An 18,054-nucleotide genomic window follows, 5' to 3' on the forward strand; every position below is an offset into this window, starting at 1 on the left:
TGAATAACCAAAGCAGATTTCATAACTCAGTCATTCCAAGTGCCGACCAATCAATAGATTCCGAGTCATCAAGATAAATATTCTGAAACCATGTCGGTATTTGTTGTTCTTGTCCATAACACTCTCTAGCTCTTTTTTGCTCAGGAAGATAATCCATAAATAATTGCTCTAGAGCCTGATTATCATCAATTAATTGGCGGATCTGATTCATCAGATAGCAGGTTTCTTTGGATGTGATTTTGTATTTTTGTTGTTGTAACTGCCAATTTTTATCTAACCATTTTAATGAGGCCAGCCCAATAAATAAGGACCAGGCACAAAACAACCGATATGAGCGCCCCTCAAGAACAGGGATAATTTTAATATATTCCAACGCATGCTGCGCATTAATGACCAGGCTTTCCCGTAAAGACTCTCTTGATGCAATATAATGTCGCCCTTCCTCTTTATCATTCATATGATCTTTTAATATATTTATTTTTTGCAAAAACAAACCGAAATGAAAGGATTGGTTTAACAATATAGGACTCCATTTAAAACCAGGAATTAAAGAAGTGAATATTTCTGATAATAATTTACCCACCAGACCTGCAACAAAAAAACAATATTGATTCGTTGTGACCAGAGAAGGAAAAATAACCGTGTTTTCAATCCTGTAATGACGAAGAAAATACTCCATACCATCAATCATTTGTATGATTGTATTCGTTAATTCATGTTTAATTTTATCTGGCAATTGATTTTTATCATGAAGCAAAAGAGGTAAATCCAGGATTAGGTTTTTCTCACTTAGTGGAATAAGCTCAGGGAAAAGATCAAGCCAGTCGGAAAATTGTTGTTTTGATGGGGCCGTTATTAAAAATAACTTTAAGTGCTTAAAAGCATCATATTGGGTTGACTCATGGCTCCAGTTTAAATCCTCGATAGTATCAACAACACGTAAAAGTAAATAACTAAGTGCCACCCACTCTTTCGCCGGAGAAGTTAATTGGCTAATGCACAAACTAAAACTCCGGCTTACTTTGTCCAAGTGATAGTGATAAAAATAAAATGATTGCATAAGGCCTACCTAAGCTCTCACTGCCATTAGTTAAGAAAAGTATGTCATCTTGAGCATGGCGAAGGCTCTCCTTAATCCTGAGAGATCCTTCGTTGCTAGCTCCTCAGGATGACGGCCAAATCCTTAGCTTAATGACAGTGACCTAAACCCTCTATTCAAACAGAGAACGATTCAGGCTTCTTTTTGTAATACAAATCCCGTGTTTGTTTCGCTAAATCCTCATAAGCACCGTAGTTTTTCCAAACATGAGTTAAAGAAAATAAATAAATAACCCCAAACTCCAAATCCTTATCTAATAAATCGTTGCTTGTTTCAATAAATGCATCCAAACCTGCGAATGGTTTTGAAACTGATTTGGGTGTTGATTGTGCCATCTCCATAAACATTTGATCAAAAGCTGCTTGCATGTAATAAGGCATTGGAATATTTCCATCAAAAACACGATGATCTACACTCATACCTACAGGTAAAACATCCTGAACTTCAAATTGATTCGTTGTTTTATTCCAGACCTGTTTCCGATCAATTTTTGTTAACGTCAATTTAAACGTTTCATTAGGAAATAATGGAGAAACAGCGGCCTCATAACCCCAATGGCCAATATTACTTAAAGAAACCGCCGGTTTTGCAAAGACAGGATCAAGATAAACACGTTCATAGCGCGAGGTGGTCAGCTTGTTCACTACATCCCGTAAGTAGGGGTGCTCTTTTTGCAGTTGTTGTGTTTTTTTATGACAATAAGCCATAATTGCCATGTCATGTTGAATGTGTTGGGCTAATTCAGACACGCTCATGTCATGACAATTTTTAAACTCTATAGAACCTAACTGATCCCCACAGCCAGGAAGCTGTACTGCAAGTGCCACATAACTGTCTTCTGGATGATAGAGTTTGTGATTATTCATATAGATTCTGGTTTCAGGATTATCAAAACACGCTTTACTCAACGCTTGCAACATCAAGCAGGTTATAGTTTCTGGCCTGTACTTTTTCTCAAAAAAACAAACGGGCGAAACATTGATGCTAAAAACAGCAGATTCAGTAGGCAATTCAGGATCATTCCACGTAGAAAAAAGCACTTTACGCATACTTGTATGCTCAATAACTTTATCCTTTTCCACATCATGAAAAACACTTTGCATCAGCCTCGGCATACTGTCCATAAAGAACTGCCAATCTTTAGAGGGTTTCATGCCTATTTTATCAAGCATCCAATGTTGTTTTTTATTAATTTTATCAAGAAGACTTAATGCACCATCTCTTCCTAAAAGAGTGACGATAGTAGTCATATACTGTTCTTGAGCAAATACTGTACTGATTAATTCCCGTTCAAAAATTTCTAATGTTTTAATTAAATATTCTTTTTGAGGTAATCCAATCTCTCGATACAGTTCGTATTCGTCCAGATGACGGCTTTCATCGTCAAGCACTGTTGCAAAAATATGCGGAGCAATTCCTTTCTCTTTCATTGCAGAAAACATCTCCTCAATCCAGCCTTCTCCAACCAGATTAACCAGTGTTAAAGCAGTAGCTAAGTCTTCTTCATTTTCAAGAACGGCAATAAAATTGGCGATGCTCTTATGATGACCAAGAGGTAATGCATAAGGAGCTGATAGCTGAAAAGCCAGTTTTGTAAAGAGTACTGCGTGAAACACTTCATCCGTGATTTGCTCACGCATTTTCTGATAAAGAGCAGTGCCAGAAAGCTTTTCAAGAGATCGAATCAAACCTCTTAATCCAATACACTCCAATTGAGCAAATAATGAAAATATATGGATATAAAGAATTTTATCGTGTTCTAATTGGAAAGGTAATTCATTATGAAAAATCTTATCCAAGCGGTCTTTAATGATTATTTTTTCATCGTCATTAAGAGCAGACCATGCATTATTTAAGCTCTTCTCAATGCTCCAGGTTGGCTTGATTAATTCGTCCAGTTGAACCATAAAGATCTCCAATCCATTTATTATATTTCTAGAATCAGGCAATAATCCCAAACAACCTGGATAAAGTCTACTAAAACTCATATGATGCATTAAAAGATTCTCCGTCATGAACCTGTTCACATAAATCAATCTTAATTATTCATAAAAGAAGAATTAAGTAATTATAAACGGAGAATATCTGTGTTAATTCAATGAGCCAACTGTTATAATTTTGCCCCAATATTGTATACAGTTTGTTTTAACGAGAATCCTATGCCAACCCCTAAAATTGATAGTCTGGATGATGAGTCCAATATACCTTTTCTTGATTTGAATAATACTGATGAACCGCAACCAATAAGCATTAATGCAGAGCTTGCCAATTATTTATTTTCACTGCTCAATGAAGTAGAAAGAGGTATGCATCAATATGGAGCCGTTTACAGATGTGATATTCCTCTGGTGCGATCCCCCCAACCTCCTTCAAATCATTTGATAGCAACCTTGCAAAATTTAAACACATTGATTGACGTTTTAAAAAATTTGCCAGAAGAGTCAGAATATAGCGAAGAAAAACCGTGTTATAGTGAAAAATACTCCGTTCGCTATCTTGTAACTCCCGGTATGCAAATACTCTTCGCCAGAGAGGGACGTCGAGAAACAGAAATCCCGGGTCATCAACAAATGTACTCAAAGTGCCTGGCTGCAGGCAATATTTTTTTTTCGAAGGACTATTCGCGTATTCAACTGATTAATAATTCCAGTGGTGATTTTTGCCCTGAAGACAGGACGATTATATGGCCTTTAATTATTTTAGCTTTATGTCATAATCAAACTGAATATTCTATTTGCACTCCCAAATTAAATGAAAAAACAATAATTACTGCCAACCTGAATGAGTTAATTCCAAATGAATTAAAAGAGGCAATAATAAAAAACAACAACAGCTCTACTCTGAATAAGCTAAAAAGCCTGCATACAGATCCTTTCAGCACTCCCCCCGCCCCCCCACAAGTAGATATCATTACAGCCAATAAAATGATATTCAAAATCATAGAGTTGGTATCAAAGACGCTCATCGTTTCCCAAAGTATTTCTCAGGAACAAGCACTCATTCAAACAGAACAAACCTCAATAAGCGAAACACCAGCTGCTAACGACAATAACTTATTGGCTATCGGCTTTTTCAGCAAGTCCAGCAGGCGTATAACTCCAAAAGTTCAGGACGAAGAAGAGCAAGAATTAAGAGGGGAACATAGCGGTAAAATCTCTAAAAATAATTCATATCAACCACACTAATTCAGATGCAGCAACTGTTTTGAATACTAACAGTTGCTGCATATGTTGGATTTATCAGAACAAAGATAATAGTGTTTCATATCAGGTTTAATGGATCAAAATTTAAAGTTAATACATTCAATTTCGATATCAGACCCAAGATCATCTTCTACATCAGAAAATTCTTTCTGTGGAATTACGGCAGCATCAAGCATAACAATTGCCCCTACTTGCTGGTGTTTATTTTCATCTTTTTTTGCCGGGAAACAATGCTTGCTTGTTTGGGAATCAATTACTTGAACTTTAAATAACGTTCCTTTATATTGTATGCTTAAAGTACCAGCGCAATCATCGTGAGCTACAGATACTCCACTCATTTGCACTAACATTTTTTTTAATTTCGCAGTCCCTTCCACCAAATCAGCATTTTTTAATAGAAGATCGATGTCATTAGGATTCCTTTCTGTACTATTTTGTAACTGTTTCGCGGCACTACCAGTCAAAATAAATAATTTATCAAAAGAGTTCTTTGCAATTAAAGTAAATAATTCCTGTAAAAACGGTTGATAAAAATCGGGAGATAAATTCTTCTCATAATCAAGCTTAGGTGCTGAATTAAAGCTAAAACGAGACAATACAGATGGCTTTTGAAGGTTAATACTCTGTTTAGAATTAATATCATGCTGCTCGCCACAATCACACAGTGGATCATCACATAGTTCAGTATGCTTTGTCCTGGGCTTGTATTCGGTTGTTTCTTCCTCTGCTTCTGTTTTTAACAGAGGAACCATTTGCTTGCGTTTGGGGCCAGAAAAAAAAACTGGTTGATGTACGCCACTGGCATTATTCTTTGTTTTTTGCTCTGTATTATCAAGTGACATAGCCTCGGAAGATTCTTGAGATTGCTGAGTATCTTGGCTCCCTTTTGTAAGCTCGTTTGTCGAATCATCACCCTCTTGGGTAGAATGATCTGTATTTAATGATAAAGTCTGTGGCTTTTTAGCATCATCTGGCATTTAATTTCTCTGATGTTTGTTAAGTTCAGCTTTAGCCATTTTTACGAATCTCATGGTGTGACCACGGGTCCTCCGGCAATTAAGTTAAGAATTTTGGTCGTCCTCCTGAGAAACTAACGACGAAAGAGCTCCCGGGATTCAGGAGATCCTTCGCTATGCTCAGGATGACGTATTTTTCTTAACTTGGTCATAGACACGGCCAATGCCACGAAAATTCGTCTTCCAGAAATAGCTAAAATCGAGCATTAAGTTAATTTACAACTAATGAGTCAAATTTAATCAACAACGACTATTTTACCACGCATTTGTAAATTTGTTACCCAAAGTGGCAATTTTCTCATTTCAAAGCCATTGTTAGATGGAAAATGGAACGATTAGCACATAAATGAATACATTGCGTACAGTGTTCAATGACAAACCTCATTTAATTTAAAAAACGGCCCTTAAACGTCTTTTGAGCATAACTATACAAAACGGCGTAGCTATTATAATGTAGGCCAAAGGTAGTTTTTAGGACAGCCGATTTCCCGCTGACAAAATTTAATTTTTTGAGTAAGCATCTAAAGTTCAAACTCCCTCATACAGTCACATGGGTAACCTGGCAACTCTTGTATAGAAAGACAAATGTTCCAGGTGTTAATTTATTGTTAATATGGGCATATGAAATGCAAAATAAATCAGATGAAAAACAATTAATCCAAAATAAAGAAGGCAAAAAAGATACCACTAAAGAAATTCTTTTGACCGAATGGAGAAATAACATTCGTACGAATACCTTATTGTCTCCTGAGCTTAAAACCACCATGTTAATTGAAATTGATAAACTGGAGCTTTTAGAATATCTAAAAGAAAAAGATGATCTTGAAAATAACAGCAAATTCTTAACTGACGCTCAAAGTTCTGAAGGCAGCTCTCTTCCTGAAGTGAAAACAACTTATAACGCAGCCCTATCTACGGATAATCAAAAAAATCAACCCAATAAACGCTCTCAAAATAGGAATAGAACATTAAGCCTAGCTCTTGAGGGAACGAAAGAAAAAAGAAGGTTGTCTTTAAATAGCCCTCCAAGAAACAACTCCCCCAAAAGTGGCTCCCCAAGAGATGAAGGAAGCCCAAGAACACCTGTAGCTGCACAGAAAAAACCTAGCCCAAGGAGGTTTTTTACTGATAGCGACAGCGGTAGCCCACGACTGGTGCAAGCACTATGGGGTTCTTCATCTAATTTAAAAAAAGAGCCACCAGAAGAAACTCTCTTTTACAATAGTTTGCCTATAGACAGAAAAACCATGGCTGAATACATCAGTCGTTTAAAACCTCAACTCAATGATGCTGAAATTCATATGAGTACCGATCCAGACAAGCCTCATCTGCAGTTATTAGTTATTCCACAAAGGGATATGAAAAATAATAAAGAGCTGAAAGCTAAAACAATTATTCTACTCGATAGAAGCCACATTGAAGGAAAAGGTGCATACAATACAGTCGTCAAAGGCTACGATTTAATCAACAAAAATTATTTGGCAATTAAAATATTTGCCTCTCTAACAACAAAAGCGTCTCGCGATATCGAAATTGAAAATCTTCAAAAAAGAGGATGGTTTTACGGTTGTTATGAATTACGCGAAAAAGAATACGCCTTGCTTATGAAATACTTTCCAGGTGAAACCTTACTTAAAACACTTTATGAGACAGATGAATCTGTTTCAACAGATAGTGTTTTATCTAATTACTGTACGAAGAGAAAACCACTTAACTTTAATCTAAAATGCGACATAATATACAAGTTAATGGAACAGTTGGTAACATTACACACCCAATATAAGTTATTACATAGAGATTTGAAACCGGCAAACATTCAAATTTATTTTGAAAATGAAGAAACCAAAGTACGTATCATTGATTTAGGAGATGCTCTTCCTATTGATTCGAAAAAAAAGGGGCTTTGTGGGACGGATGGTTATACAGATCCGGATATATGGGATTTAGACGAGCCTAAACCCTATGAAATTTATGCCGATATTTTTTCTTTAGCAGTTATTATTGCAGAAATACTCTCAGAAAAAACCAAAAACTATCAACAAGCACTTAGAGAGCAGCTTTATAAAAATAAAAAGGACTCCCCCTTCCTCTCCCCCTGGATATCCCCCAAACAAATTCAGGAGATGATGGATGATGTTTTTGATTTTAAAACTACTCCTGATAAATTTAGCAACTTCACTGATCACGAAGAAAATATGCATCAGTTTATTCTTTTAGAATTGAAAAAATTAGCAAAAAATATGCTGCTTTCACGTTTAAGAAATTCGTCATTAAGTGATGAGCTTACCAGAATAAAGGAGTTAGTAAATAATTGCGCTGAACTGGCTCCCAGCATGGAAAAATTCATCTCAGGGAAACAAGAGGTAGAGAAGGCTTTAACCTCAATTTATGAAAACTATTGCTGTTTTTACCAACCTCAAAAAAAAGTTAGCGTGGACTCCTTATCAATACAAGATGCTACAGAGAAGTTTAAATCAATGCATACCACGTTATCAGAAGATTACCAATTATTTATCTAGATTTTTATCACGAATGTTCGCCTCAATGAAGGAATTATTGAACACCTACAATAATTCCTTCATTTTAGTCAAGAGAGCAGATAAGAGAAAAAACCATTCATGATGCCATTAACTTGTTTCTTGAATTAAAGCCTAAAATACTTAAAACCATGCCATATACTGGAACAAAAGCAATGATACTAATGGTTATTTTAAAAAAAACATCAACCATTGCAATTTCAGGCCAATGCTGACTTAAAAAGGGATGAGGACAATGATAAAAAGCAATGGCAAAAAATAAAACGGTATCGATTACATTACCAATAGAGGAAGAAAGAGCAGGAGCCAACCACCATTTTGACCGGTTTCTAAGGCGTTGAAATATAGAGATATCGAGCAATTGACCTACTGTATACGCAATAAAACAAGCCAAAGCAATTCGTAACGGCATAGAATGGAATGTCAATATACCAGACCAATCCAAAGTATTTCCTACTTCAACATAACTCGCCACCAAATAAGATAATATTAATCCAGGAACCATACTTAAAAAAATAATTTTTCTCGCTTTTTGAGCTGAAGTAATTCGCGTGGTCAAATCCGTTAATATGAAGATCGCAGGATAACTAAATGCTCCCCAGGTTGTATGAAACCCCATAATCTCAAATGGATATTGAACCAAAACATTGCTTAAGGTAATCAAGAGTATATGACACGCAGACAATGCCCAACTGCTATGACTTTGATTCAATTTAAATGCCCCATAAAAAATCCAGCTTGCTTGATTGTAATTTCATTCACTTAAAACAACAATCAGAGATAGAATGTGAACGTTGTTCTACTCATTAGCAAATGAGCGGGTTATTTTGATTAATTTCAATAATCAAACAATAGGTATTATATGAAGAAAGTTTCTTGCTCAACTTCATAGTCATTTACAAAAGGAGATAATTTAATTATTACATCCCTTTTATTATATAGTTTTAATCCCGAATCACATGTTACATTTGTCCACGGAGAATCTTCAATTTGATTCAACTCATCGAGTAAAAACGAAGCAAAAGAATGACGATGATAACGAGTTTTACTTTCATCTATTAAAAACTTGTTAATGATTAATTTAGCCTCGTCATATCTCATACTATTGCTAACAGTCTGATTCATTAAAAAAGCATTACGTTGCCCAGTACTTCCGTGACGTAGCCAGCTAAAAAAACCATTTTCTCCACGATGATTTGCCCCATTATACCATTGCGAGTATTTTTTCTGAGCAGTATCAACCGCTTTTTGAATAGTTCTTAAGTCATAAGCTTGTATGGCATATCTAATTTCTGTATTCCCAAATGCTAAATCAAGAGGTGAAATCCCTTCATTATTTCGTTTATGAGGAAGAATATCCTTATGACTTAATAAAACATTTACTATCGCTGTATTATTCAATGCACAGGCGGTATGTAGCGGTGTTTGATCGATAGGATTACATTTATTAATATCAATACTTTTGTGAGTTAATAATTCATTTACCATTGCCACATTTCCATCCAGACAAGCTACATCTAATGGAGAATAGCCCCCCCCATCTACGGCATTAGGATCTATCTCTGTATGAGTTAACAATCGTTTGGCTGTTGCTATAGAGTTAATCTGGCATGCAGCATGAAGTGGTGTTTGTTTCAATGGACTCCATACATTTATAGCAATGTATTTATGAGTTAAGAGCTCACTCACTATTGCTGCATCACCATTCCCACATGCTAAATATAATGGAGAATAACCGTCCCCATCTACGACATTAGGATCTATCTCAGGATGAGTTAACAATCGTTTGACTGTTGCTATAGATTTAATTTGGCATGCAGCATGAAGTGGTGTTTGTTTCAATGGACTCCATACATTTATAGCAATGAATTTATGAGCTAAGAGCTCACTTACTATTGCCGCATCACCATTCCCACATGCTACATCTAATGGAGAATAACCGTCCTCATCTACAACATTAGGATCTATCTCTGGATGAGTTAACAATCGTTTGATTGTTGCTATAGATTTAATTCGGCAAGCAACATGAAGTGGTGTTTGTTTCAATGGACTCCATTCATTTATGGCAATGAATTTATGAGCTAAGAGCTCACTCACTATTGCCGCATCACCATTCCCACATGCTACATCTAATGGAGAATAACCATCAGCATCTCTTATATTAGGATCTATATCAGGATGAGCTATTAGCGCCTGAACTAATTTAAATGCCCCTTTAATACAAGCTATATTTAATGGCGATAATCCTGAATTATTCAGTGAATTGGGATTTACACCTCCATGACTGAGGAGATTATTTACATCATCCAGACATAAAGTGCTTACAGCAATGTAGAGAAGATCGATTTTTCTTGCATTTTTACGTTGCGATTGAACCGCGTAGTCGGGTAAGGTTACAACAAAAGATGTAAAAAAATTACTTAATTCACTATTTTGAGCATAGTCCATTTTGTTCATTACAATATTGATAGTAAACCCGGCATATTCGCCCTCGGTATCGAATAAAGAATCAAATATCAGCTCAGTGATTTCAGGGGTATTATAAGTAGGTTTAAGATAATTATCATCTCCGATAAGATTGATATCACTATTTGACCATAATCCGGAGATAGAATCCCATTTAATACCTATTGTATGTATGTCATTACTTATCAGGATAGCAATTGGAACCCCAACTAATAAATTTAATTTTTTTATTAGCTCATTTAAATAATATCCAAGTTCAACTCTACATAAAATAAAGGATTTTTGGTAAATCGATTTGATAGGTACCTGTTCTATTAATTCAGACGATGGCAGTCGTGAAGATAATTGTTCAGAAATTAATTCAATTTGTTGGTTGTTTTCTCCTAAATAGAGCACCTCGCTATAATTATCAGGATTTTGATAATGAGCAATTTCTTCAAAAAAATTCGTTAATTTAATATTATTACGTGAATTTAATGAGCGCACTAACGTCTCCAAATCAGGATACTCTGCAATTTTGCTCAAGAAAGAAAAAAATTCATTTTCCCTATTCCCACACAGATGCTGAACCCACATCATTTGATAACCCTGACATACTCCTTCATATATAAGTAAGTGTAATTTTATAAGTGCTTCGCTAAATAGCTCGTGAGATAGCTTCAAATTGAGACACCCGTTCAAGAAAAATCATATTTTAATACATTATGAGTAAAATTAATTAAATTTCATGTGTAATACCAATCGAAAATTTTTGGTCGTAAGATAGGATTGATGAGTATTCTCATCTCGTGTTTCATTACGATGATTATGAGTGTCAGATTGTTTGTTCACTTATGAGCAACGTCCACCAGTTCCAAATAGCTTGTATAGCAAACAGAATGGGTAATAAAATCCTTCCTAAATCACCAATATTTGATTGTTCTATGAAATAATTTGAGCCATTATATCTTCTGTTTTTGCTTGGAGCCCCCCTATATAGGTAAAAATTACCTATACCCCCCCTAATGAACAAATAACAAACAAATAGTAAATTAAAAGCTCTACAGATAAATTAAACATAGGAAGTATCAATCATGATTAATTTTAAAATGAACCACATTGTAATGGTAACTTTTTTGACTGGCATTTTCTTTTGTTCAACGGGAAGTTTTGCAGCTTCCGCAGGTGATACAAATCAGGTAGATTTCGCACTTGTATCTGATCCGCATGTTGATATTAATAGCGATAAAGCAATCAATATTAACCCCAATGATTCACATAAAGGTGGAGATTTAGATAGGCCTTCATTTATCACCCTGGTTTCCAAATTCAGTAATCAATTACCTCAACTGTCAGAAAATCCCTCCTTTGTTGTTGTCCTAGGTGATTTACCCTCTCATAATGCAGGCTCAAAAAGAGCTCAATATATAGATAGCATTTTTCAGACATTTTACGAGCAACTAAATCCTATGCCGATATTTTATAGCTTTGGTAATAACGACTCATTAGAACGAAATTACGGACAGTTTAAGTATAAAGGAGATTCCGCTTACGAAATCTTCAAAAGAGTAACAGGCATGGGAGGATTTCTTTCCACAGGAACCAGATGCCCATTTGATAACCAACCCTGCATTATTAATAAAAATGAAACCTATGGATATTATTCTGCATACATTGGCGATCATTTAAAACTGATCTCATTAAACAGTGTTATTTTTGTTTCAAGACCAGGTTTTTCACCTTCTCGTAAAGGTGATACAGAACAATTAGAATGGCTGCGCAACGAACTGAAACAAAGCCAGGCCAATAAAGAACAAGTAATCCTGACGATGCATGTAGCACCCAATTCATGGATGCCGGAATACAAATCAGCCTTCAAAGAGATGATAAATGCTTATCCAAACGTTGTGATTGGCCTATTTGGCGCCCATTCGCACTATGATGAATTAAGTGTGATCAAAACCAGTAAACAAACTATCCCGATAATTTTTTCTGCTGGATTGAGTACTGGACATGAGAATGCTTCATCATTTAAAACCGTGAGTATCAATCGAGCGACTAATGGCCCCTGGAGCATTCAAAATTATACAACCTACTATTTTAAAGGTTATAAAGCAGATGTCAGCTCAGTAGCAAAATACTACGACTTTAATACAGCATTTTGTCCTTCTAGCAGTGGATCATTTGGCACTTGTTTAAAAAATCAAATCGAGAAAAAAGGATCTGGTTATGTCTTTAATGCCAAAGCAAGTAAATTGTTAAGCGAGCACTACTATTCAAATCCTAAAGTACCCGGCAAAGTCAACGCGACTAGTTGGGTTATGAATTACTAAAAAGTAATTATCAATTCTGCGGAGGCTTAAACAGCCTTCGCAACAAAATCTAAATATATCTCGTTACACAAGTTGCAGTAAGAAACAGCGGTCTGGTTTGCAAGCACCCAATCTACTTGTTTAATTGTTAGAATATACCTATCGTCATTTTGAGATATTACATAATAAGGAATAATGAGTGCATCGCCTGCTCTTATGTTTTGCCAATTAAAATAAGTTCCATTAGTCCATAAATCCATTATAATCCCCCACGGTCCAATCAATTGAAATATAAGGATTTTCAAATGGAAAAAATGATACCAACCTTGAAACAATTAGTTCTGCTTTTTGCCTTACCGTTATTACTTGGTTTTTCATCTATACAGTCTCAGCAACCTCTCCCGCTCATCGCCACAGGTTATTTTTTTGATGGCAACATCAGAAGACCATTATTAATACAAAGTGACAGCCTGGGAGATACCTGGCAATATCCAGCGTCTATTCATCAAGCCCCACTACCTGCCGATTTTGTAGATGGCGGATTAGGCAGGTCTTCTTGTAATAATTTTGTTTGCATTGCCACAGGCAATTACCTCAATACAGGAGAATCATCAGTCCCCTTATTAATGCAAAGCAGCGATCGAGGTTTAAAGTGGTCACTACAAGACATCAAACACCGACCTACGGATTTTCAGACGGGGCAATTTAATGATTCAATATGCACAGATACAAGATGTATTGCTGTTGGAATGTATGCAAATTCCAATGGCTCTCGCCCATTATTGGCTGTATCTGATTCTAAAGGCAATTGGCATTATTCAATGATTCCAGACAATAGCCTGCCAACTGATTTTAAGGAGGGATGGTTCAATACTGTCCGTTGCAGCAATATAGGCTGCCTTGCTGCAGGCACTTATCTCGATACGCAAACACAAAGACATCCTTTAATAATGACAAGTAAGGATGATGGCCTTAGCTGGAATACTGCTGTTTACAACGATGAACTCATTGATTTAGCAGGTAATTCAGATTCTTATCTTTTTGCTTCATCCTGTGATAGCAGTCTTTGTGTTGCTGTTGGAGAGTACACTAATCCCCAAAACACAGTGGCCCCGCTTTTATTGCACAGCACGAATGCAGGGAAAAACTGGGATAAGCCCTCATTTCCCCTTCCTTCTGATTTTGAGTCTGGGTGGTTTAGAGCTGTCGATTGCAAAGCTGGTTTTTGCATTGCGGTAGGCAGTTATAACAATGGTGAGATTACTATACCGATGTTGGTTTCCAGCGCAGATGGAGGTAAGCATTGGCAACTGCAGAAACCTGTCCAGGACTCCGAACTTGGAACCCATTTGGAATATGGCTCTTATGAGAGCGCTTCGTGCAATGAAACAGGCTGCATCGCCGGTGGTTCCTTTTCAAATTATTTTAATACCTATCCATTAATTACCATCAGTCACGATAAAGGACAGAGCTGGCACTCCCCTTCCTCAGCAAGAACCTCTGTTCCAGAAGCTGAGCTGGGTAATGGCTCATTCGGCACAGTGAAGTGCCAGCAAAACATCTGCATTGCTGCTGGTGACTATACTATCGACACTGTTTATTACCCTTTATTAGCATTAAGCAATGACAGTGGCATGACCTGGAGTTTTCCGGAATCGATAAATAATCCAGACATTTTACCTTCAAATTTTATCAATGGGTATTTTTACTCAGATAAGGGAATGTAAAAGCAGAGTGTTTACCCGTAATGCGTATATAAAACTCATCCATATACGCATTACGATTCAGTCTAATCATTCCTCATCGGTGTAAATAAAGGCACTGATTATAAACAGTCAGTAAAATCTCGTTTGCAAGAAAGTGACTACGTTTGACTGGCAGCCTTTTATATTTGGAGCTATCTTTAACACTTATTGAGGGGCCAGCAAGCCACGTGCATCAGAGCTAAACTCATCACAGTCTGATTCAGAGCTAAACGAATCATTATTAAATTCAGGCTCATCCTTTACTGCCACCGAGAAAAAACCTAGAGAAGGATTTTTCATGTATTTTTCCATGTCTTCTGGACGAATTAATGTCGGCCCTCTTCGGGTTACTGGTGATTGAATGGAGGTAGGATCTGTAGAAGAGAGCCCTGGCTCAAGATCTTTCACTATTTTTTCATCTTTTCCTTTCATGTAAAGTTCTTCCTATTAAAAATTTCCTGGTTATTGCTTTGACAATAATGCCTCTGAATCCAGAAAAGAGTATAAGCCAAGATAGATGTGCAGATAAAGCGTTTCACCTATTAAAATACACTTATTTACGCCCTATTATTTATTGGCTCAATAAATTTATTTTGCTAGTTTCCATACATGAATGAAGCCATTTTTAAAAACCATTCAGTTGGTTCAGCCATTGTAGAGTTAGCAAAACAGGGGAATTTTGTCGCTGTTGATACGTATATTGATTTAGCTGTAAAAGGATTTGAATTAGCAGATGGAAGTTCGACTCGAGGTTATATATATTATCAGCTTCAGGATGCTGCCTTGGGTGCTGCATTGGGAGGTCACATTGATCAAATGTATCTTTATATTAAAAGAGCAAAAATTAAACCCGATAACGATGGAGTCATTCATAGAGAATATGTGTTGCAAGGAGCAATGCAAGGGGCAGGAGCCGTGGGTAACAAGAAAGTAATTGTTTCACTTGCGAAAAAAGGAGCAAACTATAAAGATGCACTTGCTTCTGCTGCGAGAGAAGACCGCATTAATATTATAAAATGGATTTTTCCTGCCTCCAAAACAGTACCAAGTGACTATCTGAAAGAAGCAGCAAGAGGAGCATGAGTTCTACGATGAGGGAATTTATGTTTATTAAGCCATTGATGTCATCAAACAAGATTGTAGAAGGAAAAAATGAGAACGGCACAATAATAAAGACTCGCCTAGGTTAACGGGTTAATAGGATCAGTCACGATAGTCAATATTATACTCAATCTGAGATTAAATTCTGTTTACTAAAAACAGCACCATTGATAAGAAATCAATTATTCTTGTTGTAATCAACAATTTGATGTACAAATATGTGAACCGTTTAAAAGATTTATGTAATCGATAAAACAATCAGAATAAAAAATGGATTAATTTCGTGCATCCGCTGACAGCATAGATCGAAATCATCGTAACTAGAAAGTACATGTTCAACGAATACCCGTTTTAATCAAAATCTCAATGCCCGGATGCATGCATACTAATATTTTAACGTATAGATGAGCGTTATGAAGGATAAAACGATACAAAACAAAGAACTATCCCAATTTGGCCTGGTAAAAATATCAGGGAATCCCACTAAAGAGGATCTCCATGAATTCAGATACTCCATGTACATCCTTACTGAAACACAGTTATTCCTTTTTCAGAAGGGCGATTCATTATCCGCTGAGCAAACCCTGAAAATAGAAATTAGCGATATCTGCCATGAAAAAATACAAGAATTATTCAAAGAGGCTATAGTAAATAAACGCTATCAGTTAACTAAGTTTAAATTAAATACGTTAATTGAGCTCATTGATAACAATACCCTGATGACAAAGACGCGTCACGTCCAATTACAAACAAAACGAAAAAGAAACTATATTGATTTTCCTGAACCGCAACCGTTTTCAGTCAACGAAATGACAAATAACAACTCAATTAATAGCCACATTAATGGCGTGGTTGACGATATAAAACCAAGTGAGAATTCAATTTTCCCCTCTTCAGAAGTCGTTATTGGATTTAGGGAAAATATCAATATAGAAAGCAGAAGACTGTCATCAGAAATAAATAAATCAATTCAAGATTTCCTGAATAACACAAGCATAAAACAAGATAAGAATACAAAAAACAATGTTCAGGTGCGAACTGATGCATTAAGAGTTAATAAAAATCAATTGCCAGAACATTTAGTATTAGATCTGATAAACAAAGAAAACGAATATAATAAATTACTTCATTCTATCCAGATAATAATAAATGAAATCCACAATTATGGGGCACTTACAGAGAAAAAAACAAGTATTATAAAGTCTTGTGAGCTTGCTAAAATTGAAAAAACGACAACGACGCAAATAAAATCACTGTTAATCTCCGCGGCAAAGGAAAAAGAAAAAAAAGAGAGCAGCCTCCTATCGTCAACCATAATACTCGATCCCATAGATAGTGATTTATCAGCGATATTCAAAGAAGAAACAGTTGACCTTATAACAAAATTGCAAACCATTAAGCTAAAAAGTCATATCAATATACAAGAACTGCTTACTAATATTATTACCGAATTTAACCACGCTATATTTAAAATTAATTTGATGTATTGTCCTCCTCCTATCAAAAAATTATCGAAAGATATTGATACGCAAGATTCAATTCAACCACCTAATAATAATGAAAATTATGCTCAACGATACATTGAGATACACACAGATGCAAAGAAGCAAGTACATGTTCTAAAAGAAAGACTAATAAAGCTGCTTAAAAGCTTTGAAGAAAATGGATATTTTAAATATTTGTCAGAGAAACTTATGTTCAATGCTCTTGAATTTTCTAGCAATAAAAATGGGATTTATTTCAATTCAATCAGAGATATCGAACAAGAAATTATAGAAAGGAAGCAAATAGCAGTAAATATAGAAAAAAAAATGATCATCGATATACACTCAACCAAAAGCCAGCAAATGGCCATAGCTGAAATAGAACTCTATTTAAATCATGGAATTGATTTTTATGATTTAAGAAAGAATTTCAGTGAAAATCAAAAAAAATGTGAACAAATTCAAAAAAACAAATCAGTATTTACTTCAATAGAAGTCAAGTCATTACAAAAAAAATCAGATTATTTTATTGAGGCATTGAGACAAGAGCAACAAAAAAGACAGAACAAAATAAGAGATTGTGAAGCTTTTCTTGATAACTGTTTATCTACTGCCGGAAAAAAGCACTTACCCGAATTTATTATTTCTTTGATTATCAATTTAAAGAAAGAAATGATTTCATACAAATTATGTGACACCTCATCAAAAAATTTAATAATGAACATGAATTGCACCATAAAAAAACATCTTACTGAACACAATTTGGAAAATTTACCCTTTTATGGAAACCAAAACAAAGAGTTTCTCCTTGATTTTTTTGATGTTATAAATGAAGTATTAAATGCATTCACTACTGACTCAAACAAGTCGCCAATGTTTTTTTCCCGCGAAATCAAAGAAATTGAACATGCCAAAACAATAGAGCAGCTAACTCAATTTATATTAAATATAACTCAATTGCTCCAGGAACGATTAGAAATAAAATATTAACGAGGCAGCGATTGAAATGACACAGTTGTTAAAACACTACCCAAAGTAACTGGCCGCCCCCTTTACTTGTAGTAGCTCAGACTTGATCTGACAGTGTCCGGTTTTTCGGAAGTGTCTGTCAG

Annotated in this window: 12 protein-coding genes; 6 read left to right on the forward strand and 6 right to left on the reverse strand. The window is 35.6% G+C overall.

Annotated features, from left to right (window positions below):
* Positions 1–19: 19 nt before the first annotated feature.
* A complete protein-coding gene (locus tag Q0495_RS05330) occupies positions 20–1,060 on the reverse strand; it encodes a squalene/phytoene synthase family protein (RefSeq protein ID WP_298623885.1) in 1,041 nt (346 codons plus the stop codon).
* A gap of 155 nt (positions 1,061–1,215) precedes the next feature.
* Positions 1,216–3,006: a 2-oxo acid dehydrogenase subunit E2 gene (locus Q0495_RS05335; protein ID WP_298623887.1), complete on the reverse strand. Its 1,791-nt coding sequence runs from the start codon at positions 3,004–3,006 to the stop codon at positions 1,216–1,218.
* 252 nt (positions 3,007–3,258) lie between these two features.
* On the opposite strand from Q0495_RS05335, the gene Q0495_RS05340 reads away from it, so the two are divergent.
* Complete coding sequence (locus tag Q0495_RS05340; RefSeq protein ID WP_298623889.1) at positions 3,259–4,284, forward strand: hypothetical protein; 1,026 nt, start codon at positions 3,259–3,261, stop codon at positions 4,282–4,284.
* A gap of 95 nt (positions 4,285–4,379) precedes the next feature.
* Here Q0495_RS05340 and Q0495_RS05345 read toward each other — a convergent pair whose 3' ends face one another.
* Complete coding sequence (locus Q0495_RS05345) at positions 4,380–5,279, reverse strand: hypothetical protein (RefSeq protein ID WP_298623891.1); 900 nt, start codon at positions 5,277–5,279, stop codon at positions 4,380–4,382.
* A 665-nt stretch (positions 5,280–5,944) separates the two neighbouring features.
* Between Q0495_RS05345 and Q0495_RS05350 the strand changes: the two genes are divergently transcribed.
* Positions 5,945–7,837: a protein kinase gene (locus Q0495_RS05350; protein WP_298623893.1), complete on the forward strand. Its 1,893-nt coding sequence runs from the start codon at positions 5,945–5,947 to the stop codon at positions 7,835–7,837.
* Between the two features lie 97 nt (positions 7,838–7,934).
* Here the strand turns inward: Q0495_RS05350 and Q0495_RS05355 are convergent, their stop codons facing one another.
* A complete protein-coding gene (locus tag Q0495_RS05355) occupies positions 7,935–8,567 on the reverse strand; it encodes a 7-cyano-7-deazaguanine/7-aminomethyl-7-deazaguanine transporter (protein WP_298623895.1) in 633 nt (210 codons plus the stop codon).
* Between the two features lie 146 nt (positions 8,568–8,713).
* On the reverse strand, positions 8,714–10,900 hold the full coding sequence (locus Q0495_RS05360; RefSeq protein WP_298623897.1) for an ankyrin repeat domain-containing protein: 2,187 nt from the start codon (positions 10,898–10,900) through the stop codon (positions 8,714–8,716).
* 494 nt (positions 10,901–11,394) lie between these two features.
* Between Q0495_RS05360 and Q0495_RS05365 the strand changes: the two genes are divergently transcribed.
* Both Q0495_RS05365 and Q0495_RS05370 read left to right on the forward strand, forming a co-directional pair.
* Positions 11,395–12,633, forward strand: a complete 1,239-nt coding sequence (locus Q0495_RS05365; RefSeq protein ID WP_298623899.1) for a metallophosphoesterase — start codon at positions 11,395–11,397, stop codon at positions 12,631–12,633.
* Positions 12,634–12,917: 284 nt separating this feature from the next.
* Positions 12,918–14,339 (forward strand): sialidase family protein, encoded by a 1,422-nt coding sequence (locus tag Q0495_RS05370; RefSeq protein WP_298623901.1) that lies wholly within the window; start codon positions 12,918–12,920, stop codon positions 14,337–14,339.
* Positions 14,340–14,522: 183 nt separating this feature from the next.
* On the opposite strand, the gene Q0495_RS05375 is transcribed toward Q0495_RS05370, so the two are convergent.
* Positions 14,523–14,789 (reverse strand): hypothetical protein, encoded by a 267-nt coding sequence (locus tag Q0495_RS05375; protein WP_298623903.1) that lies wholly within the window; start codon positions 14,787–14,789, stop codon positions 14,523–14,525.
* A 177-nt stretch (positions 14,790–14,966) separates the two neighbouring features.
* Between Q0495_RS05375 and Q0495_RS05380 the strand changes: the two genes are divergently transcribed.
* Together Q0495_RS05380 and Q0495_RS05385 are read left to right on the forward strand one after the other, a co-directional pair.
* Entirely contained in the window at positions 14,967–15,440 is a 474-nt protein-coding gene (locus Q0495_RS05380) for a hypothetical protein (protein ID WP_298623904.1), read from the forward strand.
* A 431-nt stretch (positions 15,441–15,871) separates the two neighbouring features.
* Positions 15,872–17,932 carry a hypothetical protein gene (locus tag Q0495_RS05385; protein WP_298623906.1) on the forward strand — a complete coding sequence of 687 codons (2,061 nt, stop codon included), beginning with the start codon at positions 15,872–15,874 and terminating at the stop codon, positions 17,930–17,932.
* Positions 17,933–18,054: the final 122 nt, after the last annotated feature.

This window comes from uncultured Legionella sp., from assembly GCF_937871865.1.
Taxonomy (GTDB): domain Bacteria; phylum Pseudomonadota; class Gammaproteobacteria; order Legionellales; family Legionellaceae; genus Legionella.

Excerpts from the sequence above, each read along its gene's own strand:
- Q0495_RS05375 (WP_298623903.1), bottom strand. The coding sequence starts at position 14,789 with ATGAAAGGAAAAGATGAAAAAATAGTGAAAGATCTTGAGCCAGGGCTC.
- Q0495_RS05345 (WP_298623891.1), bottom strand. The coding sequence starts at position 5,279 with ATGCCAGATGATGCTAAAAAGCCACAGACTTTATCATTAAATACAGAT.
- Q0495_RS05330 (WP_298623885.1), bottom strand. The coding sequence starts at position 1,060 with ATGCAATCATTTTATTTTTATCACTATCACTTGGACAAAGTAAGCCGG.
- Q0495_RS05385 (WP_298623906.1), top strand. The coding sequence starts at position 15,872 with ATGAAGGATAAAACGATACAAAACAAAGAACTATCCCAATTTGGCCTG.
- Q0495_RS05350 (WP_298623893.1), top strand. The coding sequence starts at position 5,945 with ATGCAAAATAAATCAGATGAAAAACAATTAATCCAAAATAAAGAAGGC.
- Q0495_RS05365 (WP_298623899.1), top strand. The coding sequence starts at position 11,395 with ATGATTAATTTTAAAATGAACCACATTGTAATGGTAACTTTTTTGACT.
- Q0495_RS05335 (WP_298623887.1), bottom strand. The coding sequence starts at position 3,006 with ATGGTTCAACTGGACGAATTAATCAAGCCAACCTGGAGCATTGAGAAG.
- Q0495_RS05370 (WP_298623901.1), top strand. The coding sequence starts at position 12,918 with ATGGAAAAAATGATACCAACCTTGAAACAATTAGTTCTGCTTTTTGCC.
- Q0495_RS05380 (WP_298623904.1), top strand. The coding sequence starts at position 14,967 with ATGAATGAAGCCATTTTTAAAAACCATTCAGTTGGTTCAGCCATTGTA.
- Q0495_RS05340 (WP_298623889.1), top strand. The coding sequence starts at position 3,259 with ATGCCAACCCCTAAAATTGATAGTCTGGATGATGAGTCCAATATACCT.
- Q0495_RS05360 (WP_298623897.1), bottom strand. The coding sequence starts at position 10,900 with ATGATGTGGGTTCAGCATCTGTGTGGGAATAGGGAAAATGAATTTTTT.